Consider the following 18,700-nt stretch of genomic DNA (forward strand, 5'->3'; position numbering starts at 1 on the left):
AACGCCAGGCATGGACAAACTCGTGATTGTCGGGGGCGCGAAGCTCTCGGGCGAAATCGTCGTATCGGGTGCGAAGAACGCGGCGCTGCCGATTCTCTGCGCCAGCTTGCTGACCGCTGACGACGTGCATCTGGAAAACGTGCCCAACTTGCAAGACGTGCGCACGATGCTCAAATTGCTCAACCAGATGGGCGTGCGTTCCGAGTCGGCGGATGGCCGCGTGCAACTCAATGCATCGAAGCTGGACAACCTCGTCGCGCCGTACGAAATGGTCAAGACCATGCGTGCGTCCATTCTCGTGCTCGGACCTCTGGTCGCGCGTTTCGGCGAAGCGAAAGTGTCGTTGCCGGGCGGCTGCGCAATCGGCGCGCGTCCTGTGGATCAGCACATCAAGGGTCTCCAGGCGATGGGCGCCGAGATCACCATCGAGCATGGTTTTATCGAGGCGCGGGCGAAGCGCTTGAAGGGCGCGCGCATTGTCACCGACATGATCACCGTCACCGGCACGGAAAACCTGCTGATGGCAGCGGTCCTGGCGGAAGGCGAGACGGTTATCGAAAACGCGGCGCGCGAGCCGGAAGTCAGCGACCTCGCGAATCTGCTCGTTGCAATGGGCGCGAAGATCGATGGAATCGGCTCGGACCGGCTCGTCATTCAAGGCGTGGACACGCTGCATGGCGCGCGTCATTCAGTCGTGCCTGACCGCATTGAAGCGGGCACGTTTCTGTGCGCCGTTGCGGCAACCGGTGGCGATGTCACGCTGCGTAACGTGAATCCGTCGTTGCTCGAAGCGGTGATCGAGAAGCTGCACGAGGCGGGTGTATCGGTGGAAGAAGGCGAGAACTGGATTCGCGTGCGCATGAACAAACGGCCGAATGCCGTGAGTTTCCGGACGTCGGAATATCCGGCGTTTCCAACCGACATGCAGGCGCAATTCATGGCGCTCAACACCATGGCAACGGGCACGTCGCAAGCGGTCGAAACCATCTTCGAAAATCGCTTCATGCACGTGCAGGAACTGAATCGTCTGGGCGCAAGCATCACCGTCGATGGAAACACGGCGCTCGTTACCGGCGTCGAAAAATTGTCGGGCGCGAAAGTGATGGCAACGGATTTGCGGGCATCGGCGAGTCTTGTCATTGCCGCAATGTGCGCGGAAGGCGAGACGCTCATCGACCGGATTTATCATCTCGATCGCGGCTACGACCGCATGGAAAGCAAGCTGACGGCGGTCGGAGCGAATGTGCGGCGCATCAAGGGCAGCGGGGTCGAGCAATGAGTTCACTGCAAACTTCTGCTTCGGTGCCGCCGGGCGCGATGCTGACGCTGGCTTTGTCGAAGGGACGGATTTTCGAAGAAACGTTGCCGCTGCTCGCAGCCGCCGGCGTTGAAGTGACCGAAGACCCGGAAACGTCGCGCAAACTGATTTTGCCGACCACGAATCCGAATCTGCGCGTGATCATCGTGCGTGCAACCGATGTCCCCACTTACGTGGAATACGGCGCGGCGGATTTCGGCGTGGCGGGCAAGGACGTGCTGATCGAGCACGGTGGCGGCGGGCTGTATCAGCCGGTCGACCTGAACATTGCGCGCTGCCGGATGTCGGTCGCGGTCAAGAACGGTTTCGACTACGAAACGGCTGTGCGGCAAGGCGCGCGGCTGCGCATCGCGACAAAATATGTTGAAGTGGCACGAGAGCATTTCGCGGCGAAAGGCGTTCACGTCGATCTGATCAAGCTGTACGGTTCCATGGAACTCGCGCCGCTGGTCGGTCTCGCCGATGCCATCGTCGACCTGGTCAGTTCGGGCAATACGCTGCGCGCGAACGATCTGGTCGAAGTGGAAGAGATCATGGAAATATCGTCGCGTCTGGTCGTCAATCAGGCCGCGCTCAAGTTGAAGCGCGCCGCATTGAAGCCTTACCTCGATGCGTTCGATCGCGCGTCGGCGAGCGCCTGAAGCCGGGCAAACAAACGGATACCCGCATCATGTCTATCAAGATTCGCAAACTCGATTCCAGCGCCAACGGTTTTCACACGGCGCTGCACGCGGTGCTCGCGTTCGAAGCGAGCGAAGACGAAGCCATTGAACGCTCCGTCGCGCAAATTCTCACCGACGTCAAAAAGTGCGGCGACGAAGCCGTCCTCGACTACACGAACAAGTTCGACCGGCTGAAGGCCGAGAGCGTGGCATCGCTGGAATTGCCGCAGTCCGAGCTCGAAGCGGCGCTCGACGGATTGGAGCCGAAACGCCGGGCTGCGCTGGAAGCGGCGGCGGCGCGCGTGCGCGGTTATCACGAGAAGCAGCGAATTGAATGCGGCAGCCATAGCTGGCAATACACGGAAGCCGATGGCACCATGCTCGGCCAGAAAGTCACGCCGCTGGATCGCGCCGGAATCTACGTGCCGGGCGGCAAGGCGGCGTATCCGTCGTCGGTCCTGATGAACGCGATTCCCGCGCGCGTTGCCGGCGTGAAGGAAATCGTGATGGTCGTGCCCACGCCGGACGGCGTGAAAAATCCGCTCGTGCTCGCGGCCGCGTTGCTGGGCGGTGTTGACCGCGTGTTCACCATCGGCGGCGCGCAAGCGGTTGGCGCGCTCGCGTACGGCACGCAATCCATTCCCGCCGTCGATAAAATCTGCGGTCCCGGCAACGCGTACGTCGCATCGGCGAAACGGCGTGTGTTCGGCACGGTTGGCATCGACATGATTGCGGGGCCGTCGGAAATCCTGATCATCTGCGACGGCACCACGGACCCGCGCTGGGTCGCAATGGATCTCTTCTCGCAAGCTGAACACGACGAACTCGCGCAATCCATTCTGCTGTGCCCGGACGCGGCGTTCATTCAGCGCGTGGAAGACGCGATCAACGAATTGCTGCCGACCTTGCCCCGTCGCGACGTGATCCAGCGCTCGCTGGAAGACCGCGGCGCGCTGATCAAGGTCGCCGACATGAACGAAGCGTGCACGATCGCCAACGACATCGCGCCGGAACACCTCGAAATTTCCGCGCTCGATCCACATCAATGGGGCGCGCTGATTCGTCATGCGGGCGCGATTTTCCTGGGCCGTTATACGAGCGAAAGCCTCGGCGATTATTGCGCGGGACCGAACCACGTTCTGCCGACATCGCGTACGGCGCGGTTTTCATCGCCGCTTGGCGTGTACGACTTCATCAAGCGTTCGAGCGTGATCGAAGTCAGCGCGGAAGGCGCGCAGACGCTCGGGGAAATTGCAGCGGAACTGGCATATGGCGAGGGCTTGCAGGCGCATGCCCGCAGCGCCGAGTACCGCATGAAAAACACCACGCAGTAAAACACCGCACATATAGGAGGCGGCTCAAAAGCCGCCCGGAAGTTCGAAGACCATGACACGACCACAAGACATTCTCCGCCCCGACGTCCTCGCGATGACCTGCTATCCCGTGCCGAATTCCACCGGCCTCGTGAAGCTCGACGCGATGGAAAATCCGTACCGGCTGCCGGCGAAGCTCGCGTCCGAACTCGGCGAACGTCTCGCCGATGTCGCATTGAACCGCTATCCCGAACCGCGCCCGACGGCGTTGATCGAAAAGATCAAGCGCGTGATGCGCGTTCCCGCCGCGTGCGAAGTCTTGCTCGGCAACGGCTCGGACGAATTGATCAGCATGATGTCGGTCGCGTGTTCGAAACCCGGTGCAAAAGTCATCGCGCCCGTTCCGGGTTTCGTGATGTACGCAATTTCGGCGAAGTTTGCGGGGCTCGAGTTTGTCGGCGTGCCGTTGAACGACGATTTCACGCTCGATGCCGACACGCTCATTGCCGCCATCGAAATGCATCGTCCGGCGCTGGTTTATCTCGCGTATCCGAACAATCCCACGGGCACGCTTTACAACGACGCGGATATTAAACGCATCATTGCGGCGTCATCGGACAGCCTTGTCGTGATCGATGAAGCCTATCAGCCGTTCGCGCAGCAAAGCTGGCTGCCGCGCGCCGCCGAGTTCGACAACGTGGTCGTCATGCGCACGTTTTCCAAGCTCGGGCTGGCGGGGATTCGCCTGGGTTATCTGTCCGGCAAGGCGTCGTGGATTACCGAGTTCGACAAGGTTCGGCCTCCGTACAACATCAATGTTCTGACGCAGGCGGCGGCGGATTTCATGCTCGATCATCTCGATGTGCTGGATGATCAGGCCGCCGAACTTCGCGCTGAACGCACGCGTCTGGAAGAAGCCGTTGCGGCGCTTCCTGGCGCGACCGTTTATCCGAGCGCAGGCAACTTCCTGCTGGTTCGTGTTCCCGATGCCGCGGCCGTCTTCGAAACCCTGCTGACATCGCGGGTTTTGATCAAAAACGTGAGTAAAATGCATCCGTTATTGGCAAATTGCGTGCGTTTGACGGTTGGATCGGCAGAAGAAAATGCGCAGATGATCGCCGCTCTGAAGCTCGCGCTGCACTGAAATCTCTTAAAAGTCCCGAAGGAAATACCATGCGCATTGCGGAAGTCGTTCGCAACACCAGCGAAACGCAGATCCGTGTGAAGCTCGATCTGGATGGCACCGGCAAGCAAAAACTTGCGACCGGCGTGCCGTTTCTCGACCACATGCTCGACCAGATCGCGCGTCACGGTTTGATCGACCTCGACGTCGAAGCGCATGGCGACCTTCATATCGACGACCATCACACGGTCGAAGACACGGGTATCACGCTGGGCCAGGCGGTGGCGAAAGCAATTGGCGACCGCAAAGGCATCCGTCGATACGGCCATTCGTACGTGCCGCTCGACGAAGCGTTGTCGCGCGTGGTGATCGACTTTTCGGGCCGGCCGGGCCTGGAATTCAACGTGCCGTTCACGCGTGCGCGCATTGGTACGTTCGACGTCGATCTCACCATCGAATTTTTCCGTGGCTTCGTGAATCACGCCGGCGTGACGCTCCACATCGATAATTTGCGCGGCATCAATGCGCATCATCAGGTGGAAACGGTGTTCAAGGCGTTCGGACGCGCGCTGCGCATGGCCGTGGAACTGGACGAACGCGCGGCCGGGCAGATTCCATCGACCAAGGGCAGCCTCTAAAGCCGGAAAAACGCCGCGGCTTGTTTCAATGCAACGCCGTGACGGCCCCCGATGAACCTACTCAAATCGTTTATATCGCTGCTCGCGCTGATCAATCCGGTCGGCGCGATTCCGTTTTTCCTGAGCCTGACGACCGAAATGTCGCGCTCGGAAAAAGCGGGCACGATCCGGATTGCGTCCATTTCGGTCTTCTGCGTGATCGCGGTGACGGCGCTGCTCGGTCAGCAAATCATTGCGTTCTTCGGCATTTCCGTCGGTTCGCTCGAAGTGGGCGGCGGCATCATCATGTTGTTGATGGCAATCAACATGTTGAACGCGCAGACCGGCAACGCGCGCTCCACGCCGGAAGAACGGCACGAAGCCGAGATCAAGAACAGCATCGCGGTCGTGCCGCTTGCCATTCCGCTGCTGACGGGGCCGGGTTCCATCAGCACGGTAATCATCTATTCTGCAAGCGTGGCGCACTGGTACGACCGCATTGGTCTCGTCATGATCGGCGGCGTGCTGGCGTTACTGTGCTACGGCGCAATGAGTCTCGCCGAACCGATCGCAACCTGGGTTGGCCGAACGGGTATCAACATTGGTACGCGGCTGATGGGTCTGATGTTGTCGGCACTGGCGGTTGAATTTATCGTCAATGGATTGAAGGCGTTGATTCCCTCCCTGAAATAGCGTTGTTTTAATAACTTCGATGAAAACTTCGATAGCAATCGTGGATTACGGCATGGGCAACCTGCGTTCCGTCTATCAGGCGCTGCGCCATGCCGCGCCGGAAGCGGACGTGGCGATCGTCGAGCAGCCGGAGGCCATTCGCGCGGCGGATCGGATCGTGTTGCCGGGGCAAGGCGCAATGCGCGACTGCATGGCGCATTTCAGCGCGTCGGGCCTGCAGGACGCCGTCATGGAAGCTGCCCGCAACAAGCCCATGTTAGGCGTGTGCGTCGGCGAGCAGATGCTGTTCGACTGGAGCGAGGAAGGCGGCGCCGAAGGCACGAATGGCCTCGGTCTGGTGCCGGGCAAGGTCGTCCGTTTTGATCTGGAAGGGCAGTTGCAGGACGACGGTTCACGCTTCAAAGTGCCGCAAATGGGCTGGAACCGCGTGCGTCAGGTTCAGAACCACCCGATCTGGGAAGGTGTGCCCGACGATTCGTTCTTCTATTTCGTGCACAGCTATTACGGTGTGCCTGACAATCCGGCGCACACATCCGGCGAAACCCTGTACGGCGCGCCGTTCACGTCGGCTATTGCCCGGGAAAATCTGTTCGCCACGCAGTTCCATCCGGAGAAGAGCGCCGACGCCGGTTTGCGGCTGTACCGGAATTTCGTCCACTGGAATCCGTGACACCGGCTTGGTCAGATTTGACGTTTTGGCTTATGCCGTTTGCAGCCGTGACGCTTGCATTACTTGTACTACACTAGCGAGACGGTAGGCGAAAAGAGGCGCTGCGCCCAGTTTCGCAACCGTTCGATCAACCCTTTCCTTTAACGCTATTTCTATGTTGCTCATTCCGGCCATCGATCTTAAAGACGGTCAGTGCGTACGCCTCAAACAAGGCGATATGGACCAGGCGACCATTTTTTCCGAAGATCCGGCGGCAATGGCCCGGCTCTGGCTCGAGCGAGGCGCGCGGCGGCTGCATCTCGTCGACCTGAACGGCGCATTTGCCGGCAAGCCAAAAAACGAGGACGCCATCCGGGCGATCATCAAGGAAGTCGGTAGCGACATTCCTGTGCAGCTCGGCGGCGGCATACGTGATCTGAACACCATCGAGCGCTATCTGGACGACGGCCTGGAGTACGTGATCATCGGCACGGCGGCGGTCAAGAATCCGGGCTTTCTGCAAGACGCATGCACTGCGTTTGCGGGTCATATCATCGTTGGACTGGATGCGAAAGACGGCAAAGTTGCAACGGACGGCTGGAGCAAGCTGACCGGCCACGAAGTCATCGACCTCGGGCGCAAGTTCGAGGACTATGGCTGCGAGTCGATCATCTACACGGACATTGGCCGCGATGGAATGCTGCAGGGCATCAATATCGAAGCCACCGTGCGTCTTGCGCAAGCCGTCAAGATTCCGGTGATCGCGAGCGGCGGTTTGTCGAACATTGGCGACATCGACTCGCTCTGCGAAGTTGAAGACGAGGGCATTGAAGGCGTGATCTGCGGGCGCGCGATTTATTCGGGCGACCTGGATTTCGCCGCTGCGCAAGCGCGTGCAGACAAACTGCGCGAAGCGGACGACGCCTGATACAGCGCAGGGCTTTATTCAGGCCCTGCGTCTTTGAAGGCGCTGAATGCGCAATTGCGCCGAAGCAGCATCTTTCCGATGGCGGTTTCCAGTGTGAACCGCCGCGCCTTCGTCAGCATTCACTCGCAGCAATACGGCATTCGCAAGACTATGGCTCTCGCTAAACGCATCATCCCGTGTCTCGACGTCACCGCTGGCCGCGTGGTCAAAGGCGTCAACTTCCTCGAATTGCGCGACGCGGGGGACCCCGTGGAAATTGCCCGTCGATACGACGATCAAGGCGCCGACGAACTTACTTTTCTCGACATCACCGCAACGTCCGATCAGCGCGATCTGATCCTGCCGATCATCGAAAAAGTGGCGTCACAGGTTTTTATTCCACTGACCGTCGGCGGCGGCGTGCGCGCGGTGGAAGACGTCCGGCGCCTGCTCAACGCTGGCGCGGACAAGATCAGCATGAATTCATCGGCGGTATCGAATCCGCAACTCGTGCGTGATGCGTCGGACAAACACGGCTCGCAGTGCATCGTGGTGGCTATCGACGCCAAGCGCGTCAGCGTCGCCGACGAAGCCCCGCGCTGGGAAGTTTTCACGCACGGCGGCCGCAAGAACACCGGGCTCGATGTGATCGAATGGGCGCGCAAGATGGCCGAACTCGGCGCCGGTGAAATTCTGCTGACCAGCATGGATCGCGACGGAACCAAGAGCGGCTTCGATCTCGCGTTGACGCGGGCGGTATCGGACGCCATTTCAATTCCCGTGATTGCTTCCGGCGGCGTGGGTTCGCTCGCGCATCTCGCCGACGGCATCACCGAAGGTCGCGCCGATGCGGTACTTGCAGCCAGCATTTTCCACTATGGCGAACACACGGTCGGCGAAGCGAAACGCTTCATGGCGGATCAGGGTATATCGGTGAGGATTTAAGCGGTGACTGTACAAACTGAAGCAGCGGGCTGGCTGGACAAGGTCAAGTGGGACGACAACGGTCTCGTGCCGGTGATCGCCCAGGAATCCGCCACCGGCGACGTGTTGATGTTCGCGTGGATGAACCGCGAGGCGTTGGCCAAGACTATCGAACTGAAACGCGCCGTGTATTACTCGCGTTCGCGCAAACGCCTGTGGTTCAAAGGCGAGGAGTCGGGACACGTCCAGCACGTTCACGAAGTCCGGCTCGATTGCGACGAAGACGTCGTGTTGCTGAAGGTCGAACAGGTGTCGGGCATTGCATGCCACACCGGCCGTCATTCGTGCTTCTTCCAGAAATTCGAGGGATCGGTGGAAACGGGCGATTGGATTGCCGTCGAACCGGTCTTGATGGACCCCGAACATATCTATAAGTAATGAGCGAATCCACGACTTCCACGCAAGACACGCTGCTGCGCCTCGCGGCGATTATCGACAGCCGCAAGGGCGGCGATCCGGAACAATCCTACGTTTCCCGACTCTTTCATAAAGGTGACGACGCCGTTCTGAAGAAGATCGGCGAGGAAGCCACCGAAGTCGTGCTGGCCGCCAAGGACGCGCGACACGGCGGCGCACCGAAGGCGCTTGTCGGCGAAGTGGCCGACTTGTGGTTCCATTGTCTCGTGATGCTGTCTCATTTCGATCTCGGTCCAGCGGAAGTCATCGCGGAACTCGAACGGCGCGAAGGTACGTCGGGGATCGAAGAGAAAGCGTTGCGCAAGTCCCGCGACCGCGAACAGGACGAAAACGGCCGCTGAAAAAAGCTGCCGGTTCGCATCGACGGGCATCTGGAGGATGAAATGAATCAGCCGTACGAACCTTATCCGCCGCCTGTCTACGAAAACTCGCCGGATTCCGAGCGTTTGCGCGGGCTGCGCACGTTGACCCACGTGCTCTACGCGCTCTACGCGGCGTATTGGCTGACGGGTGGGCTGACCGTGCTGATTGCGATCATCATCAACTATCTGAAACGTGACGACGTCGCCGGCACGCCGTACGAAGCGCACTTCGAGTGGCAGATTCGTACTTTTTGGTGGGCGCTGCTGGGTCACCTGATCGGCGTTGCGCTGATCTGGGTGCTGATTGGTTTCCCGATTCTCGCCGTGGTCGGGATCTGGACGTTGTATCGGGTTATAAAAGGCTGGCTGTTTTTGTACGAAAACAAGCCGTTGCAACCACGCGCCTGGGTTTAAACCAGAACTCCAACGCGCATCAACAGCCGGGATCTCCCGCTATACACATGAGCCAAGAGAACTGCATTTTCTGCAAGATCGCTGCTGGAGAAATTCCGAGCAAGAAAGTCCATGAAGACGATGAATTCGTTGCTTTTCACGATATTAATCCGGCTGCTCCCGTCCATGTGCTCGTAATCCCGCGTAAACATATTGAGACACTGTCGAGCTGTACCGAAGCCGATGCGCCACTGCTTGGTAGAATGCTGAGCCTGACGGCGCGCCTGGCCAAGGAACTAGGCGTTTCATACACAGGCGGCGACACAGGATTTCGTACGGTCATCAATACTGGGCCGGGCGGCGGGCAAGAGGTTTATCACATTCATGCGCATATTTTGGCCGGCGAACGGCCTTGGCGCCGGATGGGCTGAAGCCTGATTTCGTGTAATGAAATCGAAAGCGTCTTTTCATCGCAATATTGCGCGCGCAAACTGTCGGTTTAATCAGCGGAGCGTCAGCGCTCCGACTCGGGCCGCAAGGTCCACATTCTTCGCTGCGGGCAGCAATCCCGGCGAGGCCAAGGAGAGTTTTCAGTCATGGGTTCGTTGAGCATTTGGCATTGGTTGATCGTGTTGTTGATCGTGGCGCTGGTTTTCGGTACAAAAAAACTGCGTAACATTGGCGGCGACCTGGGCGGCGCGGTGAAGGGATTCAAGGAAGGCATGAAGGAAGGTGAAACGCCGGCCGAGCAACGCGAGCTGCCGCGCAACGGCGCCGTCGACGTGGAAGCGAAAGACAAGACGCGTTCGAGCGATTACCGGTAAGAAGCCCCGGTTCGGCTCAGAGCGCAGGGCCGGCCGTATTCATTCGTCAATCTCAGGATCTTCGATTCCATGCTCGACCTTGGTCTGACCAAAATGGCGCTGATCGGCGTCGTCGCGCTGGTAGTACTCGGGCCGGAGCGTTTGCCCGGCGTGGCGCGGACGGCCGGCGCGCTTTTCGGGCGCGCGCAGCGTTACATCAACGACGTCAAGGCCGAAGTCTCGCGCGAGATGGAACTCGACGAGCTGAAGAAAATGCGTACGGAGTTCGAAACGGCGGCGTCGAACGTGGAAAACACGATTCACGACAATCTGCGCCAGCACGAAAACGAACTCAACGATGCCTGGAAGCAGGGCACGTCGGTGTCGGACAGCGTCGCGAGCGGCGGCGACCCGAATCTGACGCATGTTTCCGGCGACACGTGGCGTTCATCGTCGGACAGCGGCAGCACGTCGTCCGGAAAGCGCAAGAATTGGCGCGTCAAGCAGAGCGCCATTCCAAACTGGTATAAGCGTACGTCGTTGCGCAAGACGCGCGTTCAGTCTGGCGCGGCGCGTGTGGCGCGGCATACGCCGGAAACGCTGCGCCGCCCGACGCGGTTTTTCTGATCGTGTCGCCGTTTTCAATCCGCGAACACCAACTTCCTTTCCATCGATGAATCCCAGCAGAGGGCCGGCGTGAGCGACCCGCAACAGATTAAAGAAGAGCCCGTCGAAGAGACGTTTATCTCGCACCTCGTCGAACTGCGCGACCGCATCATCCGCGCAGGCGCTTCAGTCATCGTCGTGTTTATCGGGCTGGTTTATTGGGCGCCCGATATCTTCAGATTGCTCGCCCGGCCGCTCATGCAGAACTTGCCGAAGGACGGCAAGATGATCGTCACGGACGTCACCGGTTCCTTCTTCGTGCCGATGAAAGTGACCATGATGGTCGCGCTCGTGATCGCATTGCCTATCGTGCTGTACCAGATATGGGCTTTCATTGCGCCGGGCTTGTATCAGCACGAGAAGAAGCTGGTCGTGCCGCTGGTCGGAAGCAGCTATTTCCTGTTCCTCTGCGGCATGGCGTTCGCGTATTTCGTCGTTTTCCCGACCATTTTCCGCGTTATGGCGCATTACAACGCGCCGCTCGGCGCGGAAATGACGACGGATATCGATAATTACCTGAGCTTCGTGCTCACCATGTTCCTCGCGTTCGGCGTGACCTTCGAGGTGCCGATCATCGTGGTCATCCTGGCTCGCATGGGATTCGTGACGATCGCGAAGCTCAAGCAGATTCGGCCTTATGTGATCGTTGGCGCGTTTGTGATTTCAGCGGTTGTGACGCCCCCGGACGTATTTTCACAACTGATTCTGGCCGTGCCGCTGGTCATTCTTTACGAGGTCGGGATCATCGCGGCGCGCATCATAGTGGGGAAGGACAAGATCAAGGTACAGGAAGCGGAAGCCACCGAGGACGCGAAACGGGATGCTGAATAGCCCCGGCATGACCTGAAAGCAAAAAGGCCGTTCCAACGTAAAGTCGGAACGGCCTTTTGGTTTCTAACGCCAAATAAAACCCCTATTCGTCGCCCTGATCTCCACCCTGGTCGCCGCCCTCATCGTCCGGGGATTGTGGCGCCTTCGGCTGCATCGGCCGCTTGCCGATCGTCACGTTCAAGTCCAGCTCCTTGCTTTTCCGCATCAAGTGAACTTTTACCGATGTCCCCGGCTTGATCTGCGCGACCACGTTCAGCAAGCGCGTGGTGTCCGTGATGGCGTCGTCATTGATGCTGATCAGGATATCGCCGGGCTTGATGCCGGCTTTATCGGCGGGACCGCCTTGCAGAACACCCGCCACGATCGCGCCGGATTTCTGATCGAGCCCGAACGATTCCGCGATTTCCGGCGTCACGTCCTGCGGTTCCACGCCAATCCAGCCGCGCGTCACGGTCCCCGTCGTGATGATGCTTTCGAGCACGCTACGAGCCGTCGATACAGGAATCGCGAAGCCGATCCCAAGCGACCCGCCGCTGCGCGAATAAATCGCCGTATTGATGCCGAGCAAGTTGCCGTTCACGTCCACGAGCGCACCGCCCGAATTGCCCGGGTTGATTGCAGCATCCGTCTGGATGAAATTTTCGAACGTATTGATGCCAAGGTGATTACGCCCGAGTGCGCTGACAATTCCCATGGTCACCGTCTGCCCGACGCCGAACGGATTGCCGATCGCCAGCACCACGTCACCCACGCGCGTCTGGTCCATGCGGCCGAGCGTGATGGTCGGCAGGTTCGTCATGTTGATCTTCAGCACGGCGAGGTCGGTTTCAGGATCGACACCGATCACCTTCGCCGACGACGTCCTGCCATCGGCAAGTGCAACTTCAATTTGATCCGCCCCATCGACGACATGCTGGTTCGTTAGAATGTAGCCTTCGGAGCTGACGATCACGCCTGAACCGAGATTCGATGCAGGCGTTTCGTCGCCTTTGCGCTTGTTTTTATCGCCGAAGAAATAGCGAAACAGCGGATCTTTCGCGCGCGGGTCGGGCGGCAGAGAGCCGTCCTTGCTGGAAAACACGTTGACCACGGCGGGCATGGCTTTCTGCGCGCCATCCGCGTACGACGACTGAGTGGGCCGGGAACCAATGCTGGGAGCCACTTCCTGCAACGCGACGATCGGTTCGGCGAGCTGCTTGCCGAACGTCCCCTGGCGTTGAAGCCACTGCGGTTTCAAGGTCGCGACGATGAACATCAGCGCCAACAGCACGGTCACCGCTTGGGCAAAAAACAGCCAGAAGCGTCTAAGCATTTGATGGAATAGAGGAATTCATGGATCGGATCGAACTCGAATTGTATCTGAACAATCTGCTGGAAATAGGACGCTTCAAGGACTATTGCCCGAACGGATTGCAGGTTGAAGGCTCGCGTCGCGTCGGGAAACTGGCGACGGGCGTGACGGCATCGCTGGCGTTCCTCGAAGCTGCGATCGAGTGGGGCGCGGACGCCGTGCTCGTGCATCACGGATATTTCTGGAAGAACGAGGCGCCGCAAGTCACGGGGCGCAAGTTCCAGCGGCTGAAGACGCTGCTCGCGAACGACCTCAATTTGTTCGCGTATCACTTGCCGCTCGACTCGCACCCCGAGTTCGGCAACAACGCGCAACTCGGCGCGCGCCTTGGGTTGATCGCGGACAACCGGTTCGGCGATCAGGATCTCGGCTGGATTGCATCGTTGCCCATGTCGTTGTCGCTCGAGCATTTCACCGCGACGATCGAGAACGAACTGGGCCGCAAGCCGCTCGTCTTCGGCAATCCGGATATGGAATTGCGTCGCGTGGCGTGGTGCACGGGCGGCGCGCAAGGTTTCTTCGATGAAGCCATCGCCGCCGGCGCCGACGTCTACATCAGCGGCGAAGTGTCGGAGCAAACCATGCACATCGCGGCTGAAAGCGGCGTGGCTTACGTTGCGGCGGGGCATCATGCGACCGAACGATACGGCGTTCAGGCGCTAGGCGCCCATGTGGCCGAGCATTTCGATATCGAGCATGTATTTATTGATATCGATAATCCCGTTTGATTATCTTGCACTGCAATAATTAATCATGTTCCGTAAATAACCCCTTCATTTGGAAGTAGCTGAAAAGTGCGGGGAAACCCTTAAGAATGAAGGACTTCGAGCGTTTTTTGCTATTCAACTCTTGTAAATGACGACTCCATTCGCGCACACTAGCGTCGGTAGAACGGACTGACGGTATAAATCCAACTCAGAAGTGGGGCGTGTGATGCGAGACAACGAAGATCAACGCGTCGACGGCGGCCGCAGAACCTGGCTGATTGCGACAACCGTAGCAGGCGGACTCGGTGGCGTTGCCACGGTCATACCGTTTGTCGGTTCGTTTGCACCGTCGGAAAAAGCCAAGGCGGCAGGCGCGCCGGTCGAAGTAGATATATCTGGTCTCAAGCCCGGCGACATGATGACCGTCGCCTGGCGCGGCAAGCCGGTGTGGATCGTGAACCGCACTGAAGAAATGCTCGCCGACGTGAAGAAAGCAGATCCCGAACTCGCCGATCCGCATTCGAAGAAAGAATTCACGATGCCGCTGCCGGAATACTGCAACAACGAATTCCGCTCGCGCACGGAACACAAGAATCTGTTTGTTGCCGTCGCCGTTTGCACGCATCTCGGCTGCACGCCCACGCCGCGCTTTCAGGAAGGCGCGCAACCCAATCTCCCCGATGACTGGCCCGGCGGCTTTCTCTGCCCATGCCACGGTTCGACCTACGACATGGCCGGCCGCGTTTTCAAGAACAAGCCAGCGCCGCAGAATCTCGACATCCCGCCATACATGTTCACATCGGCGACGTCACTCGTGATTGGCAAGGACGAAAAGGGAGAAGCGTAATGGCGACGACCGATAAAAACGTGGAGACAAGCGGATTCCTGGGCTGGATCGACAGGCGTTTTCCGCTGACATCGACGTGGAAGGCGCACGTTTCCGAGTACTACGCGCCGAAAAACTTCAACTTCTGGTACTTCTTCGGCTCGCTTGCGTTGCTCGTGCTCGTGATCCAGATCGTCACCGGCATTTTCCTCGTGATGAACTACAAGCCCGACGCGACGCTGGCGTTTGCATCGGTCGAATACATCATGCGCGAGGTGCCGTGGGGCTGGCTCATCCGCTACATGCATTCCACGGGCGCGTCGATGTTCTTTGTCGTCGTCTATCTGCACATGTTCCGCGGGTTGATGTACGGATCCTACAGAAAGCCGCGTGAACTCGTCTGGATCTTCGGCTGCGCGATTTTCCTGTGTTTGATGGCCGAAGCCTTCTTCGGTTATTTGCTGCCGTGGGGACAAATGTCGTTCTGGGGCGCGCAGGTGATCGTGAACCTGTTCTCGGCGATTCCGTTTATCGGGCCGGATTTGTCGCTCTGGATTCGCGGCGATTATGTTGTGTCCGACGTCACGCTGAACCGCTTCTTCGCCTTCCACGTGATCGCTATTCCGCTGGTTCTGATCGGGCTCGTAGTTGCGCATCTGGTCGCACTGCATGAAGTCGGATCGAACAATCCGGACGGCATCGAAATCAAGGCGAAGAAGGACGAAAAGGGCATTCCGCTCGACGGCATCCCGTTCCATCCGTATTACTCGGTCCACGATTTCATGGGCGTCTGCGTGTTCCTGTTCATCTTCGCCGCGATCGTTTTCTTCGCGCCGGAAATGGGCGGCTACTTCCTTGAAGCCAACAATTTCGTGCCCGCGAACGCGCTGCAAACGCCGAACGAAATCGCGCCGGTCTGGTACTTCACGGCTTTCTACGCGATGCTGCGTGCGACCACCGACCCGTTCAAGATCGTGCTGATGGTGATCATCGCGTTGCTCGGCGTGCTGGCGTTGCTGCGGGGGCGTGGCAAATGGCGCTTCGGTTTGCCGGTGCTGGCGCTGCTGGTCATCGTGTTCATGGCGCTGACCGAATCGAAGTTCTGGGGCGTGGTGGTGATGGGAACGGCGGTTGTATCGCTCTTCTTCCTGCCTTGGCTTGACCGGAGCCCGGTCAAATCCATCCGATACCGCCCGCTTTTCCACAAGATCTTCTACGGCGTTTTCGTTTTCGCGTTCCTTGTCCTCGGCTATCTCGGCACGAAACCGCCGTCGCCCGCCGGAACGTTGATCGCGCAGATTTGTGCGCTGATTTATTTCGGCTTTTTCCTCGGCATGCCTTTCTGGACAACGCGCGGCCGCTTCAAACAGCCGCCCGACCGCGTACGGTTCAAGCCGCATTGACCCTGGAGACACGACAATGAAAAAATGGCTCTCCACTCTCGCGCTGATCGCCGCAGCGCTGGCCGCATTCGGCCTGACGCCGGCACACGCGGAAGAAACCGTGCCGCTCGATGCCGCGCCCGACAGTTCTGAAAATTTTGCTTCGCTTCAACATGGCGCAAAATTGTTTGTAAACTACTGTCTTAACTGCCACAGCGCGAATTTGATGCGTTACAACCGGCTGACTGACATTGGCATCGATCCGAAGGAAATCCAGGCGAATTTGCTCTTCACCACGGACAAGATTGGCAACACCATGACTGTCGCCATGCGTCCGGACGACGCAAAAACGTGGTTTGGTTCGGCGCCGCCGGATTTGTCGGTGGAGGCGAGGGCGCGCGGCAAGGACTGGATCTATACGTATTTGCGCAGCTTTTATCGCGACGATACCCGGCCGACCGGCTGGAACAATCGCGTGTATGAAAACGTCGCAATGCCGCATGTGCTGTGGGAGTTGCAAGGCACGCGGACGGCTAAATTCGACACCGAAGTCGACGAAAAAACTGGCGAAAAAGTGAAACATTTCGCGGGTTACACCCAAGTCACTCCGGGGACGATGTCGCCAGTAGATTATGATTCGGCTATGGCCGATCTGGTTTCGTACCTTTCGTGGATGGCGGAACCGGCCCAGCAGACGCGAAAACAGCTGGGCGTCTGGGTCCTGATGTTCTTGGGAATTTTGAGCTTTCTGGCGTGGCGCCTCAACGCGGCATACTGGAAGCAGATTAAATAACACGCCGCGATCGGTGTGGGTCAGCGTCGATAAAGCGCCTCGCAGAAGGCGCTTTTCGCACGCTGGCCCTTATGTTTTCTGAAGGGACTTTTAATCATGATGGTTTTGTACTCCGGCACTACTTGCCCGTTCTCCCAGCGCTGCCGGCTGGTGTTGTTCGAAAAGGGCATGGACTTCGAAATCCGCGACGTTGACCTGTTCAACAAGCCCGAAGACATCGCAGTGATGAACCCGTACGGCCAGGTGCCAATTCTGGTTGAGCGCGACCTGATCCTGTACGAATCGAACATCATCAACGAATACATCGACGAGCGATTCCCGCATCCGCAATTGATGCCCGCCGATCCTGTTCAGCGCGCGCGCGCCCGTCTGTTCCTGTTGAATTTCGAGAAAGAGTTGTTCGTGCACGTCGGCACGCTCGAAAACGAAAAGGGCAAGGCTGCGGAAAAGAATCACGAGAAGGCGCGCAATGCCATCCGTGATCGCCTGACGCAACTCGCGCCGATTTTCCTGAAGAACAAGTACATGCTCGGCGAAGAGTTTTCCATGCTCGACGTCGCCATCGCGCCGCTTTTGTGGCGCCTGGATCACTATGGCATTGAGCTCTCGAAGAACGCCGCGCCGCTGATGAAATACGCCGAGCGGATCTTTAGCCGTCCGGCGTACATCGAAGCGCTGACGCCTTCGGAAAAAGTGATGCGTCGCTAACGTATTCGATTGCGGAGCGCGCCGGCCATGCGGGTGGCGCTTCGCATCGATAGAGGACAAGCCGATGCAAGAAATTTCCACCAAGCCTTATCTATTGCGCGCGCTCTACGAGTGGTGCACGGATAACGGTTTCACGCCGCACATCGCGGTTCGTGTCGACAACGGCACGCGCGTGCCGCGGCAATTCGTACGTAATGACGAGATCGTGCTGAACATCAGCTTCGAGGCTACCAGCCAGTTGCAGATGGGCAATGAGTGGATCGAATTCAGCGCGCGTTTCTCCGGCAAATCGCACAAGATCGAGGTTCAGGTCGCCAACGTGCTTGCTATCTACGCGCGTGAGAATGGCCAGGGCATGGCGTTCCCCGTCGATCCGGCGGCACTTGGGTCCGCACCCGACGTGTCGGGCTCGGACGGCCCGCGTTCATCGGAACTAGGTCCGGACGAGAGTGGATCCGAGCGGATAGAACGTCGCGAGCCGGCCGCGTCAACACGAGACGACGAGTTGCCTCCCGACGACGATGGATCGAAATCTACCGGTCGAGCCCACCTCAAGGTCGTCAAATGAAGTAATATCGCTGACTTCGCCGGCTTAGCTCATCAGGTAGAGCAGTTGATTTGTAATCAGAAGGTGGCGGGTTCGAGTCCTGCAGCCGGCACCACGATTAGTTTTTCGAAGCAGCAAGATGTGATTCAACCCCGCGCCCGGCAACGGTCCGCGGGGTTTTTCTTTTGCGCCCCTGTTTTTTCTTATGCGGACGGAGACATGGTTGACACTTGTGCGGGGACATAGCTGACACTTTTCCTAGCGCGATCAGGGTTGGTTCAGAGTTCAGATCTGGTGACACGGCCTGCAACTCGAATCGATGCGTTTCTTCGGCCAATTCCTTCGGCTTGATATTCTTTGCGCCAACCCCTTGCGCAAGTTGCAAGTGCGCACTAGAATTCGGCCTCTTCGCTTCTGGGTGAGGCGAAGAGAAGCGGGAAGTAGAGGATTCGCAATTCGATTCCGGTAGCTGGAGAGCCACGCAAAACGGCCCTCGCAAGGAATTAAGTTTCAGGTGGACGTGATTTGAAGGATGTCACGATGCGGTCAAAAACCTGTTGACGAAAAGCGAAACGTTCTACATAATCTCGTTTCTGTGCTGCAAACGCAGCGACGCGAAGGCGGTGGTGTTCTGAGGGTTGGGATGCT

General features: G+C 58.6%; 23 protein-coding genes and 1 tRNA gene. 23 read left to right on the top strand and 1 reads right to left on the bottom strand.

Annotation, left to right across the window (positions count from 1 at the left end; genetic code table 11):
- Positions 1-10: 10 nt before the first annotated feature.
- The 16 genes from murA to tatC all read left to right on the top strand — a co-directional run bounded on the left by murA (position 11) and on the right by tatC (position 11,738).
- Positions 11-1,279, top strand: coding sequence for a UDP-N-acetylglucosamine 1-carboxyvinyltransferase (murA, locus tag ASG35_RS08635; protein WP_056355641.1), 1,269 nt, complete (start codon positions 11-13; stop codon positions 1,277-1,279).
- Positions 1,276-1,959 (top strand): ATP phosphoribosyltransferase, encoded by a 684-nt coding sequence (gene hisG, locus ASG35_RS08640; RefSeq protein WP_056355573.1) that lies wholly within the window; start codon positions 1,276-1,278, stop codon positions 1,957-1,959. The genes murA and hisG overlap by 4 nt, the downstream gene beginning before the upstream one ends.
- 29 nt (positions 1,960-1,988) lie before the next feature.
- Complete coding sequence (hisD, locus tag ASG35_RS08645; RefSeq protein WP_056355576.1) at positions 1,989-3,314, top strand: histidinol dehydrogenase; 1,326 nt, start codon at positions 1,989-1,991, stop codon at positions 3,312-3,314.
- Between the two features lie 52 nt (positions 3,315-3,366).
- Positions 3,367-4,437: a histidinol-phosphate transaminase gene (gene hisC / locus ASG35_RS08650; protein WP_056355577.1), complete on the top strand. Its 1,071-nt coding sequence runs from the start codon at positions 3,367-3,369 to the stop codon at positions 4,435-4,437.
- A gap of 29 nt (positions 4,438-4,466) precedes the next feature.
- Complete coding sequence (hisB, locus tag ASG35_RS08655) at positions 4,467-5,054, top strand: imidazoleglycerol-phosphate dehydratase HisB (protein WP_056355581.1); 588 nt, start codon at positions 4,467-4,469, stop codon at positions 5,052-5,054.
- 51 nt (positions 5,055-5,105) lie between these two features.
- Entirely contained in the window at positions 5,106-5,726 is a 621-nt protein-coding gene (locus tag ASG35_RS08660; protein ID WP_056355584.1) for a MarC family protein, read from the top strand.
- Positions 5,727-5,745: 19 nt separating this feature from the next.
- Entirely contained in the window at positions 5,746-6,396 is a 651-nt protein-coding gene (gene hisH / locus ASG35_RS08665) for an imidazole glycerol phosphate synthase subunit HisH (RefSeq protein WP_056355587.1), read from the top strand.
- A 154-nt stretch (positions 6,397-6,550) separates the two neighbouring features.
- Positions 6,551-7,303, top strand: a complete 753-nt coding sequence (gene hisA / locus ASG35_RS08670) for a 1-(5-phosphoribosyl)-5-[(5-phosphoribosylamino)methylideneamino]imidazole-4-carboxamide isomerase (protein ID WP_056355590.1) — start codon at positions 6,551-6,553, stop codon at positions 7,301-7,303.
- A gap of 150 nt (positions 7,304-7,453) precedes the next feature.
- The gene (gene hisF / locus ASG35_RS08675; protein WP_056355643.1) at positions 7,454-8,227 is read left to right on the top strand and encodes an imidazole glycerol phosphate synthase subunit HisF; all 774 of its coding nucleotides are present in this window, start codon (positions 7,454-7,456) and stop codon (positions 8,225-8,227) included.
- Positions 8,228-8,230: 3 nt separating this feature from the next.
- Positions 8,231-8,644, top strand: coding sequence for a phosphoribosyl-AMP cyclohydrolase (hisI, locus tag ASG35_RS08680; RefSeq protein ID WP_056355593.1), 414 nt, complete (start codon positions 8,231-8,233; stop codon positions 8,642-8,644).
- Positions 8,644-9,024 carry a phosphoribosyl-ATP diphosphatase gene (locus ASG35_RS08685; RefSeq protein ID WP_056355597.1) on the top strand — a complete coding sequence of 127 codons (381 nt, stop codon included), beginning with the start codon at positions 8,644-8,646 and terminating at the stop codon, positions 9,022-9,024. Before hisI ends, ASG35_RS08685 begins: the two co-directional genes overlap by 1 nt.
- Before the next feature lie 42 nt (positions 9,025-9,066).
- Positions 9,067-9,459 (top strand): DUF4870 family protein, encoded by a 393-nt coding sequence (locus tag ASG35_RS08690; RefSeq protein WP_056355600.1) that lies wholly within the window; start codon positions 9,067-9,069, stop codon positions 9,457-9,459.
- 47 nt (positions 9,460-9,506) lie between these two features.
- Positions 9,507-9,869 carry a histidine triad nucleotide-binding protein gene (locus ASG35_RS08695; protein WP_056355601.1) on the top strand — a complete coding sequence of 121 codons (363 nt, stop codon included), beginning with the start codon at positions 9,507-9,509 and terminating at the stop codon, positions 9,867-9,869.
- Positions 9,870-10,034: 165 nt separating this feature from the next.
- The gene (tatA, locus tag ASG35_RS08700) at positions 10,035-10,262 is read left to right on the top strand and encodes a Sec-independent protein translocase subunit TatA (protein ID WP_056355605.1); all 228 of its coding nucleotides are present in this window, start codon (positions 10,035-10,037) and stop codon (positions 10,260-10,262) included.
- Positions 10,263-10,331: 69 nt separating this feature from the next.
- Entirely contained in the window at positions 10,332-10,868 is a 537-nt protein-coding gene (tatB, locus tag ASG35_RS08705; protein WP_056355608.1) for a Sec-independent protein translocase protein TatB, read from the top strand.
- A 69-nt stretch (positions 10,869-10,937) separates the two neighbouring features.
- Positions 10,938-11,738 carry a twin-arginine translocase subunit TatC gene (gene tatC, locus ASG35_RS08710; RefSeq protein ID WP_056355610.1) on the top strand — a complete coding sequence of 267 codons (801 nt, stop codon included), beginning with the start codon at positions 10,938-10,940 and terminating at the stop codon, positions 11,736-11,738.
- An 82-nt stretch (positions 11,739-11,820) separates the two neighbouring features.
- Here the strand turns inward: tatC and ASG35_RS08715 are convergent, their stop codons facing one another.
- On the bottom strand, positions 11,821-13,050 hold the full coding sequence (locus ASG35_RS08715; protein ID WP_056355612.1) for a S1C family serine protease: 1,230 nt from the start codon (positions 13,048-13,050) through the stop codon (positions 11,821-11,823).
- Between the two features lie 20 nt (positions 13,051-13,070).
- Between ASG35_RS08715 and ASG35_RS08720 the strand changes: the two genes are divergently transcribed.
- From ASG35_RS08720 to ASG35_RS08750, 7 genes are all read left to right on the top strand, one after another.
- On the top strand, positions 13,071-13,817 hold the full coding sequence (locus ASG35_RS08720) for a Nif3-like dinuclear metal center hexameric protein (protein WP_056355614.1): 747 nt from the start codon (positions 13,071-13,073) through the stop codon (positions 13,815-13,817).
- 205 nt (positions 13,818-14,022) lie between these two features.
- Entirely contained in the window at positions 14,023-14,643 is a 621-nt protein-coding gene (petA, locus tag ASG35_RS08725; protein ID WP_056355616.1) for a ubiquinol-cytochrome c reductase iron-sulfur subunit, read from the top strand.
- Positions 14,643-16,025 carry a cytochrome b gene (locus ASG35_RS08730; RefSeq protein ID WP_056355618.1) on the top strand — a complete coding sequence of 461 codons (1,383 nt, stop codon included), beginning with the start codon at positions 14,643-14,645 and terminating at the stop codon, positions 16,023-16,025. Before petA ends, ASG35_RS08730 begins: the two co-directional genes overlap by 1 nt.
- A 16-nt stretch (positions 16,026-16,041) precedes the next feature.
- Positions 16,042-16,797: a cytochrome c1 gene (locus ASG35_RS08735; protein ID WP_056355620.1), complete on the top strand. Its 756-nt coding sequence runs from the start codon at positions 16,042-16,044 to the stop codon at positions 16,795-16,797.
- 96 nt (positions 16,798-16,893) lie between these two features.
- Complete coding sequence (locus ASG35_RS08740) at positions 16,894-17,505, top strand: glutathione S-transferase N-terminal domain-containing protein (protein WP_031362199.1); 612 nt, start codon at positions 16,894-16,896, stop codon at positions 17,503-17,505.
- Between the two features lie 64 nt (positions 17,506-17,569).
- Complete coding sequence (locus ASG35_RS08745; RefSeq protein ID WP_056355622.1) at positions 17,570-18,073, top strand: ClpXP protease specificity-enhancing factor; 504 nt, start codon at positions 17,570-17,572, stop codon at positions 18,071-18,073.
- Between the two features lie 18 nt (positions 18,074-18,091).
- Positions 18,092-18,167, top strand: a tRNA-Thr gene (locus tag ASG35_RS08750).
- Positions 18,168-18,700 lie beyond the last annotated feature (533 nt).

The sequence above is a fragment of the Burkholderia sp. Leaf177 genome (assembly GCF_001424345.1).
Lineage (GTDB): Bacteria > Pseudomonadota > Gammaproteobacteria > Burkholderiales > Burkholderiaceae > Caballeronia.